The sequence below is a fragment of the Pseudoneobacillus rhizosphaerae genome (assembly GCF_917563885.1).
Lineage (GTDB): Bacteria > Bacillota > Bacilli > Bacillales > Cytobacillaceae > Pseudoneobacillus > Pseudoneobacillus rhizosphaerae.
In genome coordinates, this window is sequence record NZ_CAKJTG010000001.1 from 218,750 (window position 1) to 242,471 (window position 23,722).

The 23,722-nt window shown below is 40.1% G+C and carries 15 protein-coding genes; 4 read left to right on the plus strand and 11 right to left on the minus strand.

The window, feature by feature from the left end:
• Positions 1 to 72: 72 nt before the first annotated feature.
• From LRP83_RS01080 to gltC, 5 genes are all read right to left on the minus strand, one after another.
• Positions 73 to 3,996, minus strand: a complete 3,924-nt coding sequence (locus LRP83_RS01080) for an Ig-like domain-containing protein (RefSeq protein WP_230494812.1) — start codon at positions 3,994 to 3,996, stop codon at positions 73 to 75.
• A 520-nt stretch (positions 3,997 to 4,516) separates the two neighbouring features.
• Positions 4,517 to 6,304, minus strand: coding sequence for a S9 family peptidase (locus tag LRP83_RS01085; RefSeq protein ID WP_230494813.1), 1,788 nt, complete (start codon positions 6,302 to 6,304; stop codon positions 4,517 to 4,519).
• Complete coding sequence (locus tag LRP83_RS01090; RefSeq protein ID WP_230494814.1) at positions 6,305 to 7,555, minus strand: M20 family metallopeptidase; 1,251 nt, start codon at positions 7,553 to 7,555, stop codon at positions 6,305 to 6,307. It lies immediately after the preceding gene.
• 424 nt (positions 7,556 to 7,979) lie between these two features.
• Positions 7,980 to 9,989, minus strand: coding sequence for a sigma-54 interaction domain-containing protein (locus LRP83_RS01095; protein ID WP_230494815.1), 2,010 nt, complete (start codon positions 9,987 to 9,989; stop codon positions 7,980 to 7,982).
• A gap of 382 nt (positions 9,990 to 10,371) precedes the next feature.
• A complete protein-coding gene (gene gltC, locus LRP83_RS01100) occupies positions 10,372 to 11,274 on the minus strand; it encodes a glutamate biosynthesis transcriptional regulator GltC (protein WP_230494816.1) in 903 nt (300 codons plus the stop codon).
• A 177-nt stretch (positions 11,275 to 11,451) separates the two neighbouring features.
• On the opposite strand from gltC, the gene gdhA reads away from it, so the two are divergent.
• Positions 11,452 to 12,834: an NADP-specific glutamate dehydrogenase gene (gene gdhA / locus LRP83_RS01105; RefSeq protein WP_230494817.1), complete on the plus strand. Its 1,383-nt coding sequence runs from the start codon at positions 11,452 to 11,454 to the stop codon at positions 12,832 to 12,834.
• Positions 12,835 to 13,106: 272 nt separating this feature from the next.
• Here gdhA and LRP83_RS01110 read toward each other — a convergent pair whose 3' ends face one another.
• From LRP83_RS01110 to LRP83_RS01120, 3 genes are all read right to left on the minus strand, one after another.
• Entirely contained in the window at positions 13,107 to 14,627 is a 1,521-nt protein-coding gene (locus LRP83_RS01110) for a hypothetical protein (RefSeq protein ID WP_230494818.1), read from the minus strand.
• A 3-nt stretch (positions 14,628 to 14,630) separates the two neighbouring features.
• A complete protein-coding gene (locus tag LRP83_RS01115; protein WP_230494819.1) occupies positions 14,631 to 15,227 on the minus strand; it encodes a hypothetical protein in 597 nt (198 codons plus the stop codon).
• A gap of 70 nt (positions 15,228 to 15,297) precedes the next feature.
• Positions 15,298 to 15,606, minus strand: coding sequence for a hypothetical protein (locus tag LRP83_RS01120; protein ID WP_230494820.1), 309 nt, complete (start codon positions 15,604 to 15,606; stop codon positions 15,298 to 15,300).
• A gap of 931 nt (positions 15,607 to 16,537) precedes the next feature.
• Between LRP83_RS01120 and trhA the strand changes: the two genes are divergently transcribed.
• The gene (gene trhA, locus LRP83_RS01125; protein ID WP_230494821.1) at positions 16,538 to 17,179 is read left to right on the plus strand and encodes a PAQR family membrane homeostasis protein TrhA; all 642 of its coding nucleotides are present in this window, start codon (positions 16,538 to 16,540) and stop codon (positions 17,177 to 17,179) included.
• A gap of 285 nt (positions 17,180 to 17,464) precedes the next feature.
• Positions 17,465 to 17,737: a zinc ribbon domain-containing protein gene (locus LRP83_RS01130; protein WP_230494822.1), complete on the plus strand. Its 273-nt coding sequence runs from the start codon at positions 17,465 to 17,467 to the stop codon at positions 17,735 to 17,737.
• Positions 17,738 to 17,936: 199 nt separating this feature from the next.
• On the opposite strand, the gene LRP83_RS01135 is transcribed toward LRP83_RS01130, so the two are convergent.
• Both LRP83_RS01135 and LRP83_RS01140 read right to left on the minus strand, forming a co-directional pair.
• A complete protein-coding gene (locus LRP83_RS01135) occupies positions 17,937 to 18,719 on the minus strand; it encodes a TPM domain-containing protein (RefSeq protein WP_230494823.1) in 783 nt (260 codons plus the stop codon).
• Positions 18,719 to 19,294: a LemA family protein gene (locus LRP83_RS01140; RefSeq protein ID WP_230494824.1), complete on the minus strand. Its 576-nt coding sequence runs from the start codon at positions 19,292 to 19,294 to the stop codon at positions 18,719 to 18,721. Before LRP83_RS01140 ends, LRP83_RS01135 begins: the two co-directional genes overlap by 1 nt.
• A gap of 163 nt (positions 19,295 to 19,457) precedes the next feature.
• On the opposite strand from LRP83_RS01140, the gene LRP83_RS01145 reads away from it, so the two are divergent.
• On the plus strand, positions 19,458 to 20,606 hold the full coding sequence (locus LRP83_RS01145) for a PQQ-dependent sugar dehydrogenase (protein ID WP_230494825.1): 1,149 nt from the start codon (positions 19,458 to 19,460) through the stop codon (positions 20,604 to 20,606).
• Between the two features lie 418 nt (positions 20,607 to 21,024).
• On the opposite strand, the gene LRP83_RS01150 is transcribed toward LRP83_RS01145, so the two are convergent.
• Positions 21,025 to 23,280, minus strand: coding sequence for an outer membrane protein assembly factor BamB family protein (locus tag LRP83_RS01150; protein WP_230494826.1), 2,256 nt, complete (start codon positions 23,278 to 23,280; stop codon positions 21,025 to 21,027).
• Positions 23,281 to 23,722 lie beyond the last annotated feature (442 nt).

The following is a 23,722-nucleotide window of genomic DNA, read 5'->3' on the forward strand; positions in this document are numbered from 1 at the left end:
TATAGAGGACGTCCCTTAATCAAGGTGTCTACTCTATAGGGTACAGTTTACTGTCCCCTTGTCCCTACAAGTTTATTTCCTTACTGCTACTTTCACAGCAACACTTTCATTGCCACCTTTATCCTTCACACTAACAGTTAACACAACTTTAACTTTCTGCTTAGGAATTTTCACACTGTACTTTCCGTCTTTTCCAACTGTTGCTGTACTAATTACTTTGCTACCAACCTTTACGATAACAGTTGCGCCCGCTTCTGCTTTTCCTGTTACTTTAGTGCTAACAGTAGTTACGGTGCTTACTGTTGGTTTTGCTGGTGGAGTTTTATCGATTACTTTAATACTAGTAGACTTACTAGTATTTTCTGCAGAATCGGTTGCCACTACCTTTAAGACTGTACCGGCTTTTTGTGCCGAGATCATGACGGCGAAGGTTCCTTTACTAGTAGCCGTTGTTTCTCCAATGACCTTTGAGCCGACATAAATCGTTACAGTCGATCCTGCCTCGGCTTTCCCGGCAATCTTCCTATTATAATCTTTCACTTCATTCACCACTGGTGCTGTTGGTGATGTTACATCTTCCACGACCACTTCAGTAGGTTCACTGACATTATTCGCTTCATCTGTCGCAGTTACTAGAATAGTAGTACCAGCCGCTTGCTTGGCAATGGTCATTTTGAATTGTCCAGACGTACTTGCTTTGGTTTCACCGATCACTTTTGCGCCAACCTTAGCGGTTACTTTTGCTCCCGCTTCAGCAGTACCAGTAATGGTTGTTACCTTATCTGTCACTTCATTCACATCAGGTGCTACTGGTGCCGTTCCATCTTTTGTAGCTTTGAACGTTACACTAATCGTATGAGTGCCCTTTACTGAAGTAAACGTGTAGCTATGATTTGTTACCGATTCTTCTTTTCCATCAACCAGTAATCGATCAATCTCATACCCTGTTTCAGGGGTGATTGTGAATGTCTGATTTGTTCCTTCAACCACTGATACACTACCGCTCGGGCTAATGGTTCCATGAGAACCCGCCGTTACTGTAATGGTGTGGACCTTTGGTGTTGGTGCTGGACCAGTAGTTGGTGGTGCTACTGGTGGTATTACGACCGGTGGCGGATCCATTGGCGGCGTTACAACCGGTGGCGGATCTTCTGGCGGCGTTACGATCGGCGGCGGATCTACTGGTGCCGCTTCTGTCGTTGGAATGACAACCACTGTACCCGCACTTTCATATAATTCTATCGTTTCACGGGTTACACTTATCTTCTGGCCAGCCGATCCAAGGTTAGGAATCGAGATCGTGACCGAAGTTTGACCCGCTTCGACCGTTCCCTGACCTAAAAGGGTCGTCTCCGCTTCATTATAAACACGAATGATATCACCTGAAGTAAGTCCCCTTACGGCTACTGTATCATCTGATGAATCATTTTTCGTAATGGTGATGTTTTCGAATAATGGTGCTGGACTGATAAATTCCTCAAAAAGAACACCAGAGAAGTATGGAGGCTCTTCCCCATTAGATTTTATGATGGTAATACCTAGTCCAATCGCTCCATCTGGAATAGGGACATTATCTATGTCTACTGAGTAGAAATATTGATCTGCTTTTACGGTTTGGATTGGGTCACCAATCAAACCATCCTCATCCATAAAATAAATTTGATGGTACGCGTTTATTGGTTGTTGTGGCCCCTTATCCCAGGTTAGTGTTCCTGAGACTCCGGTTTTAGTAATGGTAGCATTATCTAACACAATGTTTCTAGCCAGATAGGCCGGTGAGTCCCAAGGCTCTGTTTTGAGATATTGAACCGCTTCTACTCCACCTGCTGAAACGGGAAAAATTCCAATTTTATCGACCGATGGCCTCGAATACGTACTTAATATTCTATAAAGCCATACTCCATTCTGTTGTGACTCTAACGTCATATTAAGTTTTACAGTTTTATTTCCCCAACCATCAACAAAATAGGCATTATAAGATTGAATCGTATTCGGATTTTCAGTCGGAACGATGGCTAACTGCCCAGAAATCCATCCTTCTCTATCATCAGAATCCATAAATAAAGCGTATCTAGGAGTGATGCTACTCTTGTCAGCATCGTTTAAATTTGCATATTTGATTAGCTTTTTTCCTGATGATACGATGATGGATTGATCATCTGCTACATAGGCTTTGGAAATAATCGTTGGTAAGTCGATAATTTTCAAAGAAGTATCACGATCATATACCGCTCTACTTCCAAAGACTAGTTCATCCTTAGCATAAAGGACGTGTTCTGGATATTCCCCCATTAAAGTTGATAGATCAGTTGCGCTCAAACTTCTACTGTCAAAATAAAGGGAGTTTCCATCTTTATGGAGATCAACTGTATCATAAGAAACACCTATGTGGTAATTACCAATTAGTAAAACACTATGTGTGTTAGCGTCTATTTTTCTGTGATACATACTCTCAATCTGATACAAGGCTTCTTCTTCAGCATCTAAATCATAATAATCTGCACTAAATGGCAATACACTATGCTCATTCGTTGCAGTTAATACCTTTATGGTATCTTGAACACCATAAGCGCTATAAAAAATCTTCCCATTAAAAGGTTCTATTTTTATCGGAAAGCCTTTAACAATGCGCTTTTCGATACCTATATTAGAATTTTCCGTATCAGCAATATTGAACTGAGCAACAGAAGCTTCTCCTCTTAAGGCCACATACACCTTCCCGTTATTGATTTCAACATCTACTGGGCGAGACCCAATCGAAACACTTTTAATGGTGCTGAAATCACTTTTTCTAATAACCGTTAACGCATTGGCCTTATCCGAAACAGCGTAAATGTAAGGAGATTCCTCGGTTGTTACCCAATCCGTAATGGTAAAATTACTTTCTAACGTGTTGGCTAACTTGTTCATTTGGACCTGTGGATTTTGGTTAACCGTTATCGAGTAACGATAGATTTTATTGTTAACATCTGAAGATTCTGATTTAAAAAGTAATACAGATCCATCTTCCTCCAAAATGCCTTGTGTTGGCTCAAATGGAAGTGTAGCCAGATTCAGATACGTATTTTTATCGTAAATACCTTGATTGGTTAGAACATGATTACTTGTCACACCTAAAATTCTTGTATGATAATACCAAGAACTGTCCCCTACCTTTTGGTACTCACCCCAAAATTGTGATAGGTCACCTTTATTCATTCGGTAGCCAGCAAAGTAAGCGCTCTGCTCATCTAAGATAATTTCCTCATTAGGCCTGTTGAATTCATAATTGGCAGAACTAATTACTTTTTCCTCGACAATATCAAAGGTATAGAAAGTGCTTCTAGACGATCTTCTATCCGCTATATATAGAGTACGATTATCATCGGCAACCTGAATATCGATAGTATCGCTCATTCTAAAATTGTGAAATTTAACAACCTTAGTAGTCCGATCAATGGAGTAAACATATGCCCTATCTGTAGCGAAAAAAATGTGCGTTGCTGATACAGCCACATCTAAAGGTGCTTGGGTTGTTGGAAATTGTTCACCCAATGATTTCGTTGCTATATCAACAGTTTGAATCAAATTGTTAGCTTGCGAAATATAAAGTTTATTTTCATACTTGTACAAATCAGACGGTACCCCACTAAGCTGTAGCTCATTAGTGATGGCTAATGTTTGCTTATTAATAAAATATAGCTTATTGGTTGATTCAGATATCGCATAAATCATTCCTGTCTCTTTATCCAATACCCAGTCCGTTAACTTTTGTGGAAAGGATTCTACAGCTGTTTGTTGCGTAATTTGCTGTGGTTCATTGTCACCTGAGACTGCTGAATCTAAATCAATTGGTACATTCGACGTCACTTTCGACTGAAGGTCCTTCAAATCAAACTGACTTTTCACTACTTGTTCATTAGCTGCCACTGGACTACTTAGCCCACCAAAAGCCGAAAGAATCAGCATTGAAATCAATAACCATGCTGTAAAACTTTTCTTACTAAATCCTTTCATAAATCATACTCCCCTATTTTTAATACAAACATTAAAGTATTCAATAAATTCTGTTTCTTATCCTTCTTCGGTGGGTGATTGTTAGGTTTTTGTTAGAATTGGGGAGTGGGGATAAAAAATGAGGATGGGAGGGGTTGATTAAAGGCATGAAGAGAAGTGGGATCTAGCTTGGGTTGAAATAAGCATGAAGAGTAGTGGGATCCATATAGGGTTGAAAAATAAGCGGAGAAATTCTCCCTTATTTACGAAATCGCACTGAAAATGGCTTTAATAGACGAAAGAATTCCGCTTATTTACTCAAAAAACGTTAAAATGGGCCCCTTTTTCTTGGCTTAAGCGGAAATTCTCCGCTTAATTACCCCTAATCCAGCCCTAATACGCAGTTTAACCGGAAAATCTCCGCTTATGATTTAACTACCACTAGTTACTAATATATAAGACTTCTAATGTATTTGTCCCCTTCCTGTCCTTAACTAAAATAAAGGACAAGGTACACCTATCCCCTTGTCCTCCCTCCCACTTATTCCCAGACAATCTCCGCCAAAAACTGACTAATCGCCTCGTAAGCCAACTGTTCATTTTCTTTTTTCGAAAAGCCATGCCCCTCATCCTCAAATACGATATACTCCACAGGGATTCCTTTGTTTCTAAGGGCAGCTACCATTTGGTCTGATTCTGATTTTTTGACCCGGGGATCATTGGCCCCTTGGATCACCAGTAACGGATTAGAAATTTGCTCCACATAGGTGATAGGAGAATGCTCCACTAACCGTTCGCGATCTCTTACAGGGTTCCCAATCCATGAATCCATTCTAGCTTTCCAATGATCCGGACAACTTTCTATAAAAGTAAATAAATTTGCCGGACCGCATATATCAATACAAGCGCGGAATCGCTCTGGGTGTCGACCAAATAATAGCAGAGATAAATATCCTCCATAGCTAGCGCCAAACAAAATAAACTTATCTGCGTCTGCTTTCCTCTGCTTCACAAGTTGATCAATCCCGAAAAGCACATCCATCCTTGGGCCACCACCCCAGTCCCCTTCAATCAACTGAAGAAAAGTCCTTCCATAATTCGGTGTCCCCCTAAAATTAGGTGCAAATATATTAAAACCGCTATGAAGGAGGTATTGAAAATAGCCAAAATAGTCTATTTGTTCATTATATTGCGGACCGCCGTGTGGATAAACAATCGTATAGCCATTGCTGTTCGCCGCTTTTGCAGGATAAAACATCGCTTCAATTTTCAAACCATCATAGGATAAGTAGTGGATCCGCTCAGGTTTAATCATTTCGTCTTCAGCAATCATTGGCACGTTATTTTCAAGAATCGTGTTCCAATTTTCACCGCTACGCTTTTGATACAATGAAGGGGGCTTCGTAGCAGAGGAACCGATTAGATAGATGGATCCCTGATTCGTAATCTCATATTGTTGAACGGTATCGGTTGGAAGTTCCACCGCCTCTAATTCACCACTGCCTAAATTAAATACGTAAAGACGATCAATCGGACCAGCCTTTGTTTGTAAATAAACATCATCACTACTAGGGAGATAGTGAATTTTTTCAATATCCTGTCTATCTAACTCTAGTATTTTTCGAAAGGTGCCAGATGAAATCTCGTAACTGGCCAAATACGTAAATTCTTCTTGATAATTGGTTGTAAAAATAACTCTGTCTTCATTGATAAACGATAAATCCGAGACGCGATAGGGTTGAATTGCCCCGGGGATTAGCTCAATATCCTGGCCATTTTTTTTAATAAAAATGTTCATATGACTATGGTTATACCTAACGAAATAAGCGATATCCTTACTATTCGGGCTAACGTTCAATAAATATGTCTCCGCTCCGCTTCCCTGATGGACTAACTCCTCCGTGCCATAGTTTAGATCATAGGAAAAAATCGAAAGATAGAGCGGATTATCCTTGGAAGACGTATAAAATAGTTTGGACCCATCCGCGGAGAATCCTCCAAAATGATACAGACAGTTGGCTTCGGTTCGAATATCCGTCCAGTTGTCACCATTTTGATCAACGGAATAAATATGCAGATTCTCGTTACCATCCTTATCACTTGTAAAATAAATCGAGGAATCCGAAATAGCAACAGCGCCAATTTTTTGATTATGAAAGGTGAGTTGAGACAGCCTATTACCATTTTGTAAATCCAATTTCCAAAGATTAAAAACGCCTGATTGGTTGGAACCGACGATCGCATGAGATTCATCTTCACTTACTGTAAAAGCTGAAATCGAATAAGGACTAAGGAATTGCTTGAGGGTGTTTAATTTAGAAGTTAACATTTATCGTACTCCTTCACTTAGTGAGATTTCGCTACCGACAACATTCAAACAGAATAAAGAAATGACCTTTGTCGTGTTGATTAAATCTTCTACTTCCATACATTCGTCATAGCCATGTATCCGGTTAGCTGGCGTGCCAGGTCCATAATTAATCGCCGGAATCCCGTTTTGAATAAACCAACGTGAATCTGATTGCCCCATTACGCCAATCACCGGTAGTTCTTTGCCATTCACCTCAACACTTGCCTTTTGAAGAGCGATAATCAGAGGATGATTCGGTTCGGTAATGGTAGGCACGGTTTCGAACTCGCCGTTCTCGATGGTGATATTCATTTCAGGATCCTCGTCTTGTAAGTGTTGAATCATAGCTTCGATCCGATTGATGATGTAATCAATCGAGTGCTCGGGAATAATTCTGAGGTCCACTTCGATTTCACAGCTTCCAGGAACGACGTTTGATTTTGTTCCTCCTGTTATCACACCAACATTGATCGTGGTGTATTTCATTCCGTCAATGGAGGAAGGTTCATTTTTCAACTCGGTTTGTAGGCCTTCTAAGCCTGTAATGACTTTAGCCATTTTTTCAATCGCATTGATTCCGTTCCATTTGAATCCTGAATGGGCAGGTTTTCCATTAGAGATGATCCGTAATTGCTTGACACCCGCCATCGCCCGGATAATTTCTTGACTATATCCTTCCACAAGTGCAAAATCTCCCTTTAGTAACCCATTGCTTGTTACATAACCTGCACCGAGTTCTCCACCTGTCTCTTCATCACATGTAGCCGCGATGATAATATCTCCGTTCAGTAAAATTCCAGCCTGCTTCATGGCCAGTGCGGCTCCAATGTAGGAGGCTAATCTTCCTTTTGAGTCCGTTGCCCCGCGTCCATAAATTTTTCCATTTTCCAAATGGCCAGAGAATGGGGATTGGGTCCATTTCGATTCATCATCTTCAGGAACGGTATCAAGATGGGCGTTCAATATCAGTGATGGCCCCGTTCCATTTCCTTTTAAAGTGGCAATGACATTTTTACGCGTGGTGGATAAATTTTTTTCAATAACGAGGGATTCAGGAACGTCTAATACCTCTACAACGAAACCATAATGGGATAGTTTTTTTTCTAAATAGTGACTGATTTCGTCATAGTTACCTGGTGGATTGACACTAGGAATTTGAATCATTTCTTGTAAAAGGGTGACGATTTCGTTTTGCAACAGATCAACGGCGCTGATTACATGATCTTTCACTGCTTCCACTCTCCTTTTTCAATAAGGCTCTGTTATTGTACCGTGTTGATTTTTCTATCAATCACATAGGTTTTGCGGACATCAGTTCCGCTAATTGTTCAAAAAGTTACCTTAAAGGTGTTAAGCGGACATAGATTCCGTTATTGAGCTAAAAAGAAGTATTTTTTCATAGTAAATATCGGAATAACGGATTGTATGTCCGCAATCTAATGAAAATAGGTCACTTTTAGATAAATAACGGATTCTCTGTCCGTAAAATGGTTGCCTGTCAAAATATCAACACGGTACAACAATAGAGCTTTTAATAAAAGAAAAATGCAAGAATTGTGCCAATTTCTAAATATTGAAATAAGCCACTATTTATCCCAAGCTCTGCAAGAAAAAAGTTGAATTAGGTTATTTTAAACAACCCAATTCAACTCAATTAACATTTTATCGAGTTCATTGCTTCGATACCTAGATTGGTAATCCAACTTCCTTGGCGTGTCGACCCGATTTCAACTAACTGATATTTTTTTAGAATCAGCATCCGACTTTTAATTTGCTGCGCGGAAAAACGAATTTTCTTTTCGTTTATGAAGTACGATTCCATAGAAAGTCGGCCGGTATTCCAATGGTGCTGCTTGGCCAAATACAAGTACGATAAAAGCCAATAAAACTCCTGTAAACTTCCCTCTTTCTCCAACTTTTCAACAATAGAAAAATCGGATTCTGGTTTTATTTTTAAAAATTTCGTCGGGAGATCCTCTATCCCGATCGTTTGACCTTTTATGACCGCTGACAAATAATACACCGAGTTTTCTAACTCCCTAATATTTCCGGGCCAATCGTACGAACGAAAATGCTCGATTACCTTTTCCTCCAGAAAAACAGGGGTTGAAAATTGCTTACGAAGAAAGTACTCGACCAAAGGTAAAATATCTTCCTTTCTTTCCCGGAGAGGTGGGAGATGTAACGGTAAAACATTCAATCGGTAATACAGATCCTCTCTGAAATGACCATTCTCTACTAACTTCAAAAGATTTTTATTGGTGGCGGCAATAATCCGAACATTGATTGGAATAAGCTGTGTACCACCTACACGTAAGATTTGCTTTTCCTGAATCACTCGTAAAAGAGTAGCTTGAATCGAGGGGGAAGCATCCCCAATTTCATCTAGAAAAATCGTTCCATTGTGAGCCAATTCGAAAAAACCAGGTTTTCCACCCTTTTTAGCTCCAGTAAAGGCGCCGTCCTCATAACCAAATAATTCGCTTTCGGCTAATGATTCTGGCAGTCCCGCAAAGTTAATTGGAACAAATGGCTGATCTCTTCGCTTTGAGACATGGTGGATCGAATGGGCAAAAATCTCCTTACCGGTCCCATTTTCTCCTGAAATTAGGATTGGCTGTTCAAATTGCCCAAGCCTTGTTGCTTTTTCAATCGTTTCTTTTATGAGGGGGGATGAACCAATCAAATGGGAAAATTGATATCTAGATATAAAACCTGGCGCATGGATTTTACGTCGAACCTCTTGTTCCCGTTGTTGGAGCTGATTAATTTCTCGAAAAACAATCAGTGTTCCAATTTCACCGTTCGCTAGCGTAATGGGTAATTGCTGCACAACAAATCGCGTTTCATTCAAACTGTAAAGGTAGTGATCCCTATTTTGAATTTGATCAAAGGAAGGAAAAACATCGGAAAAATCTCTTCCGAGCAGCTCTGTACTCCCTGCACTCTTATGTAAAAAGCCCAATATAGCTTTATTCATTTGAATAATCTTCTTTTCGGAATTAAGGGTCACAATTCCATCTTGGGAGGCATTCACAATAGCTTCGACTTGTAGATTGATATTTTTTAATTGTTGAACGGATTGGGATAAACTCATATTTAATCGGATAATTTCATCCATATTTGACGCTTTATATACACTTTGTGTACTTATCGGCAACTTCAAGAAAACGGCAATCTCTACAATCGTCGAAAAATCTAATGGACGAAAGCCCACTTCAATGACGTTTGAAAATCGAGTTGGATTGATTAGGCTAAGATCATGAGTAATAACCGTTGAAATATCTTTATTTAAATCCGTTCCACCTTCTGGATAAGGAATCATGTTCAATTGAATTCCAAATCCCTTCAGCATTTCAATAGATTCTACTGACGCATCATATGTATTACTGGCAACGTAACAAGACGTTGAACTAGGAATTTGCATTAATTTTTCCATACAAGAAACATGTATCGTCCGTTTGGCCAATAGGATTCTTTCTTTAGGGAACTCTATTAATTTCTCATGATTAAAAGTAGCCACAACCAAATCAGCCTTACCCTGAAAAGAGCCACCATCCAATTCTCCAAAAACCTGAATCAACCCGGAAAACAAATCCTCCAACTGCTTCTTCACAAGCAAAAAGGCTTCCTCGCTCTTTGTAACAAGTAAAATATTCTTCATCCTAATCACCTCAAGACCGCAGGGGACAAAAGCTAATGACTACTGTCCCATTTCTTAGCATTCTTTTTCAATTTGTATATGGTACTATTTCGATAGTTTAATAGAAATTCCTTCCTGGATCCTAGTGACAGAGTACTATTTGCCATGCAAAAGAGGAGTTGATTGAAATAAATCAACTCCCTCCCTATTCTTATATAAAAGAGCGACGACAGTGTATTTCCCACACGTACAAATCTTTTATTTTGTCTTTTGTCGATATTTGGCACCATAGAAAAAAGAAAATCAGGCAGAGAGTAGACTAGAATCTCTGCCAGCTTCCTCTTACTACTATAATTCAAGGGAAAATAGGTGGTGGGACAAGGAACCCGCCCCCTTGTCCCAGTCACGAAAACCGCCCAACTCTCTCAAAAAATTCCCTTATAAAATCATAAAAAATTTCTACCGTAGGAAGTAATTTGCGCTCACCGGGTGTAATAACCCCAACTGTACGGGTAACTTGTTGATCCATTAGATGCAATTTGACTGTAGACCGCGGTATGTTATCAACTAACGTAATCTCAGGAATCAAGGTTACCCCTAGACCTGCCGAAACTAACCCTTTAATGGCGTCTATATCCTCCCCCTCAAATGATACCTTTGGCTGGAATCCTTGAAGCCCGCAAGCGTTAACCACAATATCCCTAAGTATAAAACCGTCAGGAAATAAAACGAATGAATCATCCCTCAATTGACCAAGGTTTAGTAAAGGTTTATCCGCTAGAGGGTGATTAGAGGGCAAGAGAGCAACGATTTTATCTACAAATAATATATCTGTTTTAATGTTTTTATTGTTCTTTGGAACTGGTCCGATAAGGGCCATATCCGTTTCTCCCTTTATAACGGAATCGACCAACTGATGATAAGAAGCTTGTTTAAGCTGAAATTTTACATGAGGATGAGACTTTCGAAAGGCAGAAATGACGTTTGGAAGCATGTAAGTAGCCAAACTACTGGGGAAACCAATTCGAATGGTACCTTGATCTGGGTCTATATATTCTTCTACTTCACGCCGCGCTGTTTCGATAACCTTCATTGCATGCTGCATATGTTCCAGAAAAATCCTCCCGATAGGAGTTAACTTTACATTTCTTCCTTCCCTAATAAACAAAGGAACGCCCAATTCCGATTCCAAATTAACAATCTGTCGGCTAATGGCTGATTGTGCGACATGTAGTGCATGAGAAGCCTCCGTTACATGCTCCCTTAAGGCTACTTCTATAAAATATTCAATTTGCCTTAATTCCATTAGATTCAACCCCTATTTCAATTAATCTTATATCGGCATTAATATTATCTAATTTTCATATTGTTTCGATTAATTATAACTTATAAGATACTTTTAATAAATATCATACGTTTCTACATGATTTTCAAAAAAAATTAAACAATCAAATTTATATATAATTGAGGGAAGTGATTCATAATGTCCACTGTATTAAACTTCAAACAATATGAAATGCAAAAAGCCAAAAATTATGTCAACGAAGTATATGAAGCAGTGAAAAAACGTGATCCACACGAAAAAGAATTCCATCAGGCTGTTAAGGAAATCCTTTTCTCACTTGTACCCGTATTTGCTAAACACCCCAAATATATGGAAGGCGGAATTCTTGAACGTCTAGTTGAACCTGAAAGAATCATTACTTTCCGTGTCCCATGGGTTGATGATCACGGGAAAGTCAAAGTAAATCGCGGGTTTCGGGTCCAATTTAATGGTGCCATCGGACCTTACAAAGGTGGGATAAGATTTCATCCTTCCGTGAATGCAAGCATTATAAAATTTTTAGGCTTTGAGCAAATTTTTAAGAATTCTTTAACGGGCCAACCTATCGGCGGGGGTAAAGGCGGATCTGATTTTGATCCTAAAGGAAAATCCGACGGGGAAATCATGAGATTCACACAAAGCTTCATGACAGAACTTTTCAATTACATTGGTCCTGATACCGATGTTCCCGCTGGGGATATAGGGGTCGGAGCCAGAGAAATTGGATATATGTTTGGACAATATAAAAGAATGGTTGGCAGCTATCATGCTGGTGTATTAACTGGAAAGGGAATCGGTTACGGCGGCAGTCTCGCTAGAAAAGAAGCAACTGGATACGGCACGGTTTACTTTGTACAAGAAATGTTACAAGACAAAGGGTTAAGTTTTGAAGGAAAAACTGTGGTGGTATCAGGGTCAGGCAATGTATCCATTTATGCGATGAAGAAAGCTATTCAATTAGGGGCTAAAGTCATAGCATGCAGTGATTCAAACGGCTATGTTTATTGTAAGAATGGAATTAACCTCCACACTGTTAAAAGATTAAAGGAAGTGGAGAGAAAAAGAATTCGGGAATACGTAAAAGAACATCCTCATGCTGAATACCATGAAGGATGCACAGGAATCTGGGCGATCCCTTGTGATATCGCTCTGCCATGTGCTACCCAGAATGAAATAGATGAAAATGCTGCAAAATTATTAGTAGTTAATGGGGTAATCGCCATTGGGGAAGGGGCAAACATGCCATCCACCCTTGAAGCCATCGATGTGTTTCTAAACAATCGAGTACTCTTCGGACCAGCTAAAGCAGCCAACGCAGGCGGGGTAGCGGTATCTTCACTAGAGATGGCCCAAAATAGCATGAGAATTTCCTGGTCATTTGAAGAAGTTGATGCGAAACTACACCAGATTATGACCAACATTTACCGAAACAGTGTAAATGCTGCAAACGAATATGGTCACCCTGGTAACCTTGTTGTCGGCGCTAATATTGCAGGTTTTTTGAAAGTTGCTGATGCCATGATGGCACACGGTATCGTCTAGTCCATCATTCATAAGAACCAATAACCGGATATACCCCTGTATATAACTATCAGTGGAGTTTATCCGGTTATTTTCTTTATTCTCTTAAATCCTCGGTAAAGTTTAAATACTAACCCTATCAAAATACGAACATATCGATCAATCAAACGTTTGATTGAATCGGGCTAAAGCCTTATTCACTCTAGCTTTAATGCCATTTAACCAAACATTCCTCTTCCTTTTAGTAAGGAGGCACCACCCTTAGGCTGGGAAATGGTCCTTATCCCACCTCTTTATACATAACCTATTTGATTCACACCGATAACGCCTCTACGCAAAAATGTAATCCCAAGAGTTTCATATGAAAAATGCTCAAATTCAAAGATGTCTACTTCAAAGGCAGCTATTTCAAATGTTTCGAGTTGCATTTTTTCATAGTCAAACGTGGATAACCCAATTTCGTCTAGTAAATCTTTTGGTAATTGATAATCTTGTCCTACGATGCCGAACATGGTGAAACCAGAATCGATACAAAAGGAGATATAGGCTTTATACGAAGCTGAATAGGCAAAAGAACCAATGGTCGATCCGATAAAGCTTCCTAACATAAATCCGAATACTGGGATGGTGATAAGGCTTTGGGTAATCCCCCCTAAAATGAGGGAACAGGCAGAGACATACATACCTCTAACCAAGCTATCAATGAGTTCACCGTTCGTCATTTTTCCATTCGCTACTAAGTATGAATTCTTCATTACATCTAAAACCAGTACTGTAACTACACCAATCACTGCTGGATTAACAGACTTTAACGCTTCTCCCGCTAATCCGGATTTACATGCAGCTGTTAGCGCTGCTGAGATGGATCCACGAACAAATCCTTCTGCTCCACCTTCCAATGCAGCGAACCCTATCTTTTGAAACTGCCTTTCATCTAATTCCCCAGTTTTGATTAGGTAATCGATTGCTTTATATATTTCTGGACCTGCCTTTAAGACGATGGATATCGTTGCTGCGGTAAGACCCGCTTTAAACGCTTGCTCCATAACATATTTGTACTTCACGAGTTGTTCCGTCGTAAGACCATACTCACCTGCGTCAAATTCACCCTCTTTGGCCAGCCGTGCAAGTATTTCTGACTCTTCTCTAGTAAAGGGTATCGATTCCGTTCCTTCCGATGTTTCGATTTTATCTTTTAACATCTTTAACGTATCTTCATACCGTTGAACTTGGTCTGGTCGGTTGATACTTTCTTTAGCTATTTTTCTTTCTAGCCAATGAATCGCCTCTTGCATTTGATCCTTTGGAATAACCCTCACTTGTCCAGCATAAATCGGGTCATTCAATAGTTGGGCTTCATCGTAACCTCGTTCATTTATAAACTGCTCCACTGATTGAAAAGGTCTGTCGGCTTTGATCGCATTTGCTTTATATTGAGAATACCTTTCAAAAAGACTTTCAGCCTGAGCCTTTGCACTGCCGCTTCCCGTTTGATAATACTTCATACCATATGCGTTTCCATTATTGTCAGTAACATCAGCCGATGCAAAATGATGACTTCTATCCACTGTTGTTCGGATTGCCTTTCCTTTTATAGCGGCATCAATATTATGTGTACCTGAATGCCAAAATTCGGCGACATCCCCCTGTAAGATGGAGGACTTAGTTTGAAAGCCTTGGAACTGGTTGATGTCTGATTGAAGTTTCTCTATTTCTTTATTAATAGAAGAAATATATTCAATACCGCCATGTGACCCAGCAAACGAGGAAGCATTCTTCGCGAAGAATTCATACCCTTTTGTAAAAGAATCCATCAATTAATCCTCCAAAAAGAGAGTTAAGGCATTCATATAAAAATGGTACACGGCCATATGGTGTTGTTGTTTCATAATTTTTTTCTTTGCCTGCATGCTTGAAATAATACTGAAAATGGCAACTGGGTATACATAAGGTAATAATAAGCCGATACCTTTCATTACATTAGGCGTAGAATGTAACTGGTTGAGCTTGACCTTCTCTTCAAATTCTTTTTTCTGACGTTTGCAAAAATCATTAAATCGATCATATTCTTCTTTTTTAAGTAATTTATCTTCGACATAAATAACAGCCTGATTTCCTAGCCATCCATAATGAATCCCATACTGATTGAATTTCTCTGTAACATTCGGAATCACCGATTTGGCAGGCTTAGTATTACCGATAAACAAAATGTTTTGATCAGACGAAATGGCGGCCTCATTTGCAAGAAAGTGCTTTTCTTCCCAAACACTCGCTACAACTGAACCATCCTTACTTCCAATTACCTCATTTTCGGTATCGTCATTGGAGCTAATCAACTGGGACAGCTGATTGGCAAAAACCTTAGTTTTGTCATCACACACAATAAGTAACTTCTTCTTTTCAACTTTAAACACTCTCATGCCCCTCCCGATGAATTCTGCACTTTTGTTGAATATCCTCTTCCCGCGTGGAAATCACCCTCATTTATACAGTTTGCCCTCTGTCAAAGATGTATTTATCTCCTTCTTCGGTTTGCATGATGATACTCCAATTGTATAACGGTTGCTCATTTTTGAAAGTGAATTCCCCTTCGACGTAGGCTATATGCGTGTTGAAATTCTCTTTGAAGTGTTGAGCCTTTTCAATTGGGACAAAGATTTGTTTCGTTTTCTCGCCCATTTCAATAGGGAAAAGCTGTTTATCTGCATCATAACGTCCAATAGTTAAGGGTGATAAGACTGGAGAGACATATGCTTGTAACGCCTGGAACTGATTTTCATTAGCAATTTGCATACCTATGTAAAAAGTCTTGCAAATCACTAAATTGTATCATCTGTTAACTACCCCTCTAGTGTTATTTTTTAATATATTCATAGTTGGCTACCTAGTTATATTTCGTAAATCTCCTCCTGCACTTGGAATTCACTTTGTGCTAATAATGGAAGTTATTTAAGTATATATTAACACGATAGATAGTTAGGATTGGGGATTGTTTATTGTTGGTGGACTATTAAAATCTGCCATAGTGACAGACAGAAGGGTATTCCCAATCCCGCAACCCCTCATATAACTTCCGTATTAGATCAAAATTGAGACGATTAAAGTAGTTAATAACTAACTGATCAAAACACGAACATATCTATCAATCAAACGTTTGATTGAATCGGGCTAAAGCCTCTTCCACTCTAGCTTTGATGAGATTTAATCAAACGTTTGATTAAGAATGCACACCCCTCAGAGCTAGGACAAGGTACCTATTTCCTTTTACCTATTTTAAAATAGCAATTTTCAATCAAACGTTTGATTGAATTCAAATTCACTCACCGACTTCATTGAAGAAATTCCACCCTTACAAAGTTCTACAGTTTTCGCACTTTCTATTGAAATAATAAAAAGTGTTTCTTCAGTAGCTAGTAAGATTAGCCATCTAAAAAACTCTTAAGTCATGCACAGTTGACACACCTAAATGGTCATGAGGAAGCATGATGGATTCTTAGTAACCTCAACTAACATGCGTTTCCCTAATTTAACTAACTATGGCAGAGACAAGGAACCTGTCCTCCAATCAACATATTGTATAACCTCTATGTAGATGTTACCATCATTTAGTAGAAATACAGTAAACAAGCAGTTAATCCTCAATGACTTCCATGTAACATAGTTTGAAACATGGAAAATTGAAGAATGACATAGGACTGAGAATGGAGAGGAATGGAGAGATACTATGGCAAACACCCACACTTTCAGTAAAGGCGAGGAGATCGCAAATTCGATTACACATGGAATAGGTATTCTATTAAGCATAGCAGCGCTCGTATTGCTGATTGTCTTTTCCGCATTGCACGGAACAGCTTGGCATGTTGTAAGCTTTACCATTTTTGGTTCGACGATGATCATCATGTATACATCGTCTACACTGCTGCATGCTTTCCCAGAAGGAAGCAGAATGAAGGACTTATTTGAGATATTTGACCATTCTTCTATTTACTTTTTTATTGCTGGAACGTATACACCTTATATGTTTGTCGTCGTTAAAGGTTGGGTAGGCTGGACGATTTTTGGGATTGTATGGGGAATGGCGATTGGGGGAACGGTTTTTAAATCCTTCTTCGTCAAAAAATACCTGTTCACCTCAACTGCCCTTTACGTTCTGATGGGTTGGCTAATTGTGTTTGCTTGGAAACCGTTATCTGAAAACATGACTCCAACCGGCTTCATGTATTTAGTTATAGGTGGATTGCTCTATACCTTAGGCTCTGTTTTTTACATGTGGAGAGGATTCCAATTCCACCATGCTCTCTGGCACCTGTTTGTCATAGCCGGCAGCATCATGCACTTTTTTAGTGTGCTAACTCTACTGAATTGACATTTTGGTTTTTAAAAAACACTTGATTAATTGGGTGATAGAAGGGCAAGAGTACGGTAAACTATCGGGTGTGATATGGGGGTCACAACATACCTGTCCGCTTGAAACTGATATGAATCATCTATATAATTAGTTTAATTACACACAAATGGATTTCCCAATGCGTTCCATTTACTAGATTTCGTATATTATATCAATATGATAGATGTACATCGGCTAATAAGTTAAAACTCGTACATGTGAATTATGATAAATTCAAAACTTAACAAACTCGGAGGAATACAAATGGCAAAGCCTACAAACATGTGCCAAAGCTGTGGAATGCCTATGAAAGTTTCAAGTGACTTTGGAACTGAAAAGGATGGGACACTGTCAGAAAAATACTGTCACTATTGTTATAAAAATGGTGAATGGATACAGCCTGACTTAACATTCGATGAATTTTATGCATTCAGTTTAAAACGGTTTCAAGAATCAGATATGAATCGGGTTGCAAAATTTTTTCTAAATAAAATGTACACAAAAAAATTCTTAAAAAAATTAGAACGCTGGCGTTAATGGGACAGGTTCAACGTCCCAGCCAACAGCTACGCTTAAGGTCGTAAAGTTACTGTTATTACCAAGAGTCGTAAGCTAACTCATTTTACAAAATAATGCTACAAATCAAAAAAACAGGTAGAAAGTTTAATAAACTCTCTACCTGTTTTTGCTTTCTTTGGGACAAGGTACCTGTCCCCTTGTCCCAGTCCCTCCTGATTTACCATCCTCTTCCTGCTCCACCTCCACCTGAAGAACCTCCTCCCCCACCGCGGAATCCACCACCACCGCCAGCACCGCCGCCTCTTCCACCACTTCTTAAAATAATGGATAGAAGCATTTGGGTGAGGAAACCACCGAAGAATTTAAAATCTAGAAACAGCACAACCACGGCAATGATAATAAATAACCACGATGGGATACCGGAACCACCTGTAGGTTGTGCTTGTTGAGGAAGTGATGGTGGAGATCCTATCGTCAGTTGGTTCTCTTCTAGACCGTATTCATTTAATACTTCCTTTGTGACTATTTTATAGGTTTGATCAATGGCCAAATTGGGTTGCTGATTTTTTAAGTAAGGGATGGTGTATTCATCCAATATCCGTCCAACTTTACCGTCTGGTAGTCTACCCTCTAAGCCGTATCCTACCTCAATCCATACCTTTCGATCGGCCATTGCCAGCACAATCAAAACTCCGTTATCCTCACTCTTACTCCCAATTCCATATTGACGAAAAGCTGTATTCGAAAATTCCTGGATCGGTTGATCTCCAGTCGTGTCTACGGTCAAAACAGCAATTTGTGCTGTAGTTTTATCCTCTAGTGCTCTTCCTAAGCTTCTAATCCCAGCCTTCTCAGACTCCGTTAATACCTGCGCAAAGTCTTGAACATAAATGTCACCGACAGGGCTCGGAATAGTCTGGTCTTGAGCAGATGCATACCCAACACTTAGGACGCAAACCAAACATAGTAAAAGAAAGCCGATGATACGACTTACTTTCATTAACCATTGCCTCCAAAATCAACTTCAGGTGCTTCAGTTGCACCAGGAGCTGCTTTAAAATACTGCTTTTCATCAAAGCCAGTCATTCCTGCAATAAGAGCACCAGGAAACTGCTTCACTCTTTTGTTATAAACAGCGACCTGATCATTATAGTCTCTACGAGCTACGGAAATCCGATTTTCAGTTCCAGACAACTCATCCATAAGACGTGTAAATTGCTGATCCGCTTTTAGATTAGGATAGTTCTCAACTACCACAAGCAAGCGACTTAAAGCTCCGGAAAGCTCCGCATTGGCGGTGGCCTCTTCTTCAACCGTTCCTGCACCAGCTAGTCGGGCTCTTGCATCTGATATCGAAGCAATCACTTCTTTTTCATGCGCCGCATAGCCTTTTACGGTATTAACTAGGTTCGGTATTAAATCAAGTCTTCGTTGCAGCTGGTTCTCAATTTGTGCATACGACTGATCCACATTTTCCGCTAACGTCACAAACTTATTATAGCTAGACATTAACATGCCACCAATAATGACAATCACAATTACAATGACCCCTAAACCAACTAAACCTTTTTTCATTTAATAATCGCCCTCCTATTATTGTAGTATGTCTTAAAAAGAGGGAAATTTTACATCGGGACAGAGGGATAGGTTCATCGTCCCAGCCAACTGCTCCACTAGTTTAAATAATCAGAAATGTGTCTACACTGTAGGGGAAATGATTTTATTTTGGGGTGGTATTTTGAAGAGGTTATTGATTTTTTGTGTATTGGGGTTAGCTTTAACGGTTGGGGTTTGGTCTGCGGTTGATTTGATTGATGATAATGAGGCTACTGATTCAAGTCGTGATCAAAGTCCTTATGGTCAGGATGCAAAAGAGGTAATGAAAAAGGCAGTTGAGGTTTCGGTTTCGGATGATGGGAATGTGAATGCTAATCATTTGTATATCCCGTGGACGGTTAATAAGAATGGTAGTTTGTTTTTCTTGAGTCAACGGGAAGGGTCCGTTATTCAAATCAACGGGGACCTTGGTTTAGTTGATGTCCAGGATGTGAAGGTTTCTAAGGAGATTTATCACAAAGGCGAAGGTGGCTTTCTTGGGTTTACGTTAGCTCCTGATTTTGCCGATTCGAAACGAGCGTATGCTTATCACTCCTACCAAAAGAATGGCAAAACGTTGAACAGAATTGTCTCATTGAAGCTCGCAGACAATATATGGAAAGAAGACGGTGTGCTTTTGGAAAATATTCCAGGTGGAGCGGCCAATAGTGGGGGTCGAATTAAAATTGGACCGGATGGGATGCTTTATGCCACAACAGGCGATGTGGGCGTGAAAAACAACGCCCAAAACCTTAACAGTCTAGCCGGGAAGATTTTACGAATGACGACATCGGGTGAAATTCCAACCGACAACCCATTTAAGGACTCCTATGTGTATTCCTATGGTCATCGTAATCCTCAAGGATTAGCTTGGGATGATAAGGGAAACCTCTATAGTTCCGAGCATGGCGAAGCTGGGCATGATGAAATTAACTTGATCCAAGCTGGCAAAAATTACGGTTGGCCTAAGATTCAAGGGGATATGGAAGCAGCAGGTATGGTGAAGCCGTTGATTCAATCTGGCGATTCCACTTGGGCTCCTTCTGGAATGGCCTTCCATGATGGCAATCTCTATGTGGCTTCATTAGCAGGTAAGAAAATTTTCACTTATGATGTGGCTAGTCAAGAACTTTCGGAGTTTTTCACCGAGGCAGGCAGGTTACGGGATGTATTAGTGGACGAAAACGAGCTTTACACGATTACGAGTAACCGTGATAATCGGGGGAATCCAACCGATAAAGATGACCGATTAATTCAAATGTCATTGTCGAAAAAAGCGTCAACTAATTAAAAAAAGGCAATCACCCACTAAACTTGGGTGATTGCCTTTTTATTTTTTTGTAGGCTCTGTTAAACACCATTGTTGATATTTGTCCTTGAGAAAGCGGTAAGAAATACAAGCAATCAATTGTGACCGAAACCAGCCAAAATAGGCAATTTTGCCGCCATTTCTTTTAAGTGAAAAACAAACCCTCATCACCTTCACAATAAATTTAATCGCCTAAAAGGACGTTTTAATCGCCTAAATATCCAATTTAACCGCCTAATATCACCGTATAATCGCCTAAAACCACCATTTAATCGCCTAAGCCATTTTCCCAAAAGAAAATTACCTCTTTTTGGTTAGTACCGCCATCAGACGGAGATTATTTGTTGAATGAAGTAGAAAATCAACATTAAACTTAACAAAGCTTTTTTCTAAAAAGATCTCAACTACCGCCGAGGCTCTTAACATATTCGGAAACAGCCTTAATTTCATCCTTTGTTAAGGTATCCTTAAACGCCGGCATACCGCCTCCACCATTTTCAACTTGGTGGATGATGGCCTCAAGATCCATCGCGGAATCCTGTAAATTTGGCCCATTATGTCCACCCGCCCCTTGATTACCGTGGCAAGCCAAACAATTACCGATATAGATGTTTTCCCCTGTTGCGGTGGTTTTATCTTCTTCTTTATTTTGATCAGTTGCTTTCTGCTTCTCGTTTTCCGACGATTTTTTCACTGGTGAAACATTGATTTTATCATTCGGGATGTCCTTTAAGGAGCCATATTTACCTTCTAATGAGAAGGTATAAATTTTGTCCCCATGTTTGGTGCCAGCTAGAGTATTTCCAGCGGCGAATATCGAGATATATTGCTTTCCATTGATTTCATAGGTAATCGGCGGTGCATTGGCACCCGCATCCATCATAAACTCCCATAACTCCTTCCCATTGGTTGCATCATAGGCAAGGATCCGTCCATCATTGTGGCCGGTAAATAATAAATTTCCTTTCGTTGTTAAAATTCCACTATAAGCGATTGTATCCCAATTTTTTTGCCAAACGATTTTATTCGTTTTAATATCAAGTGCCGTTACGGTCCCAAGGTGAGGGGATTTTTCCACTGGCTGCCAAACGCTTCCGATGTACTCTTTACCTTCCTCAAATCGCTGTTCTTCTTCCTCCCCGTAATGGGCGTAGGCAAAATAATTATCGTTGGCCAACACATAGAATAATTCAGTGTTCGGGTTGTAAGCCGATGGTGGCCAGTTAGCTCCACCTTGTGGCGAAGGTTTTAGCGTAATCGGTGTATCCCAGAATGGTGTAAAAATATCTCCAATTTTGCCCTTGAAATCCGCTGGCAGATCACGTTTTACATCTTCCTCTGTGATTGTCTGTGGGATAAAGGCATCGCCGACTGGAAAGGGCTGCGTTGGCGAAGTCTTTTGATTTTTATTTTGCGGTACAGGTTTTTCCTCTATGCCGATAAGTGGTTTTCCATTGGTACGGTCTAAAATATAGAGCCAGCCCGTTTTCCCGGCTTGGACAATTCCCTTGCGCATCTTGCCATTCATTTTTACATCAAATAACACAACCGGATTGGCAGGGTCTAAATCCCAGATATCATGGTGTACTTCTTGGAAGTGCCATTTGTATTTTCCTGTATTCACATCTAGGGCAAGAACTGAATTGGCGAATAAATTATCGCCTTCTCGTTTACTGCCATCTAGATCTGGCGAGGTGTTTCCAGTGGCAAAATAAATCATCCCTAATTCAGGGTCAATCGCTGGTGTTTGCCAAACCGGAGCACCACCCGTTAGCCAGTTGCGGGTATCTTTCGGCCACGTTTCACTCCCTACATCGCCTGGGGCTGGCAGGGTGTAGGTGCGCCAAATTTGTCTTCCGATTTCAGCATCATAGGCGGCTACAAATCCTCTAATTTGATACTCCCCACCAGCAATTCCGGTATAGACCTTTCCATCATAGTAGAGAGGGGCGCTGGTAATCGTATATCCCTTTTCCCATTCATCTACCTGTGTTTCCCAAACCACTTTACCTGTTTTCTGATCTAAGGCCACCAGTCTTGCGTCAAGAAGCCCGACAAATACTTTACCGTCTCCGACTGCAACACCGCGGCTTGTCCAACCACAACAAACGGTGTCTAATCCTTCCGCCAGCTGCGGTCGATATTCCCAAATCATTTTACCTGTTTTGGCATCAAGCGCTTGAACATCATTCGCACCCGTAATGGTGAACATCACGCCATCATAAACAATTGGCGTCGCCTCACCCGAATATTTAAATTCTTTACCTGAACCTAGACTCGTCACCCATTCTACTTTTAAATTCTTCACGTTCGAGGCCGTAATTTGGTCTAGCGGGGAATACCTGCTATTGTTGATATCTCCGCCATTTGTTACCCAATTTCCCGCCGGTGCCTTGACTAATTCAGCGGACGTAAACTTAGGAGCTACTTTCGCAGGATATTCCATATGCTGGTAAGATTTAGCGTTTCTACCCGCCACCGTGTTTCGCGGTAGTTCATCTTCTGTATTCTGCTTACTATCCTCCCCCTCGTTCCCTTTCTTTGCTTCAGAATTCTCCTCATTTTTCTTATCGTTTGCCTTGTCCGAATTTGAGCACCCGGCAATGGCAAAAATCAAAAGGAAAAACAAAATAAAAATCCAACTTGCTTTTTTCACTTAATTGACACCCCTTTCCACTCTTTTACTGTAATTTACCCGTATAATGAAAAATTATCTAAAACGAGTTAATTTTTGCGGTGTGGACGGGGGACAGGTTCCTTGTCCCAGCCAACAGCCCTGCTTAAGCTGAGAGAGTCATCTCGGGTTGATAAATAAGCGGAGAAATTTCCCTTAATTTCGAAATTAGCAGTGAAATGGCCTAATTAGACGGAAGAATTCCGACTATTTACTCAAAAAACGTCAAAATGGGTCATTTCGCTTTGCATAGTCGGAAAACCTCCCCTTATATTCCCCGAACAGATCCCTATTACGCAGTTTAACCGGAAAATCTCCGCTTATTTTTAATATCAATATCAATATCAGTGGTTACTAAAAGACTTCCTTATGTATTCATGATTCCGTTTAACTAACAGGCGGTACAGGGGAGACGGCGGGGACA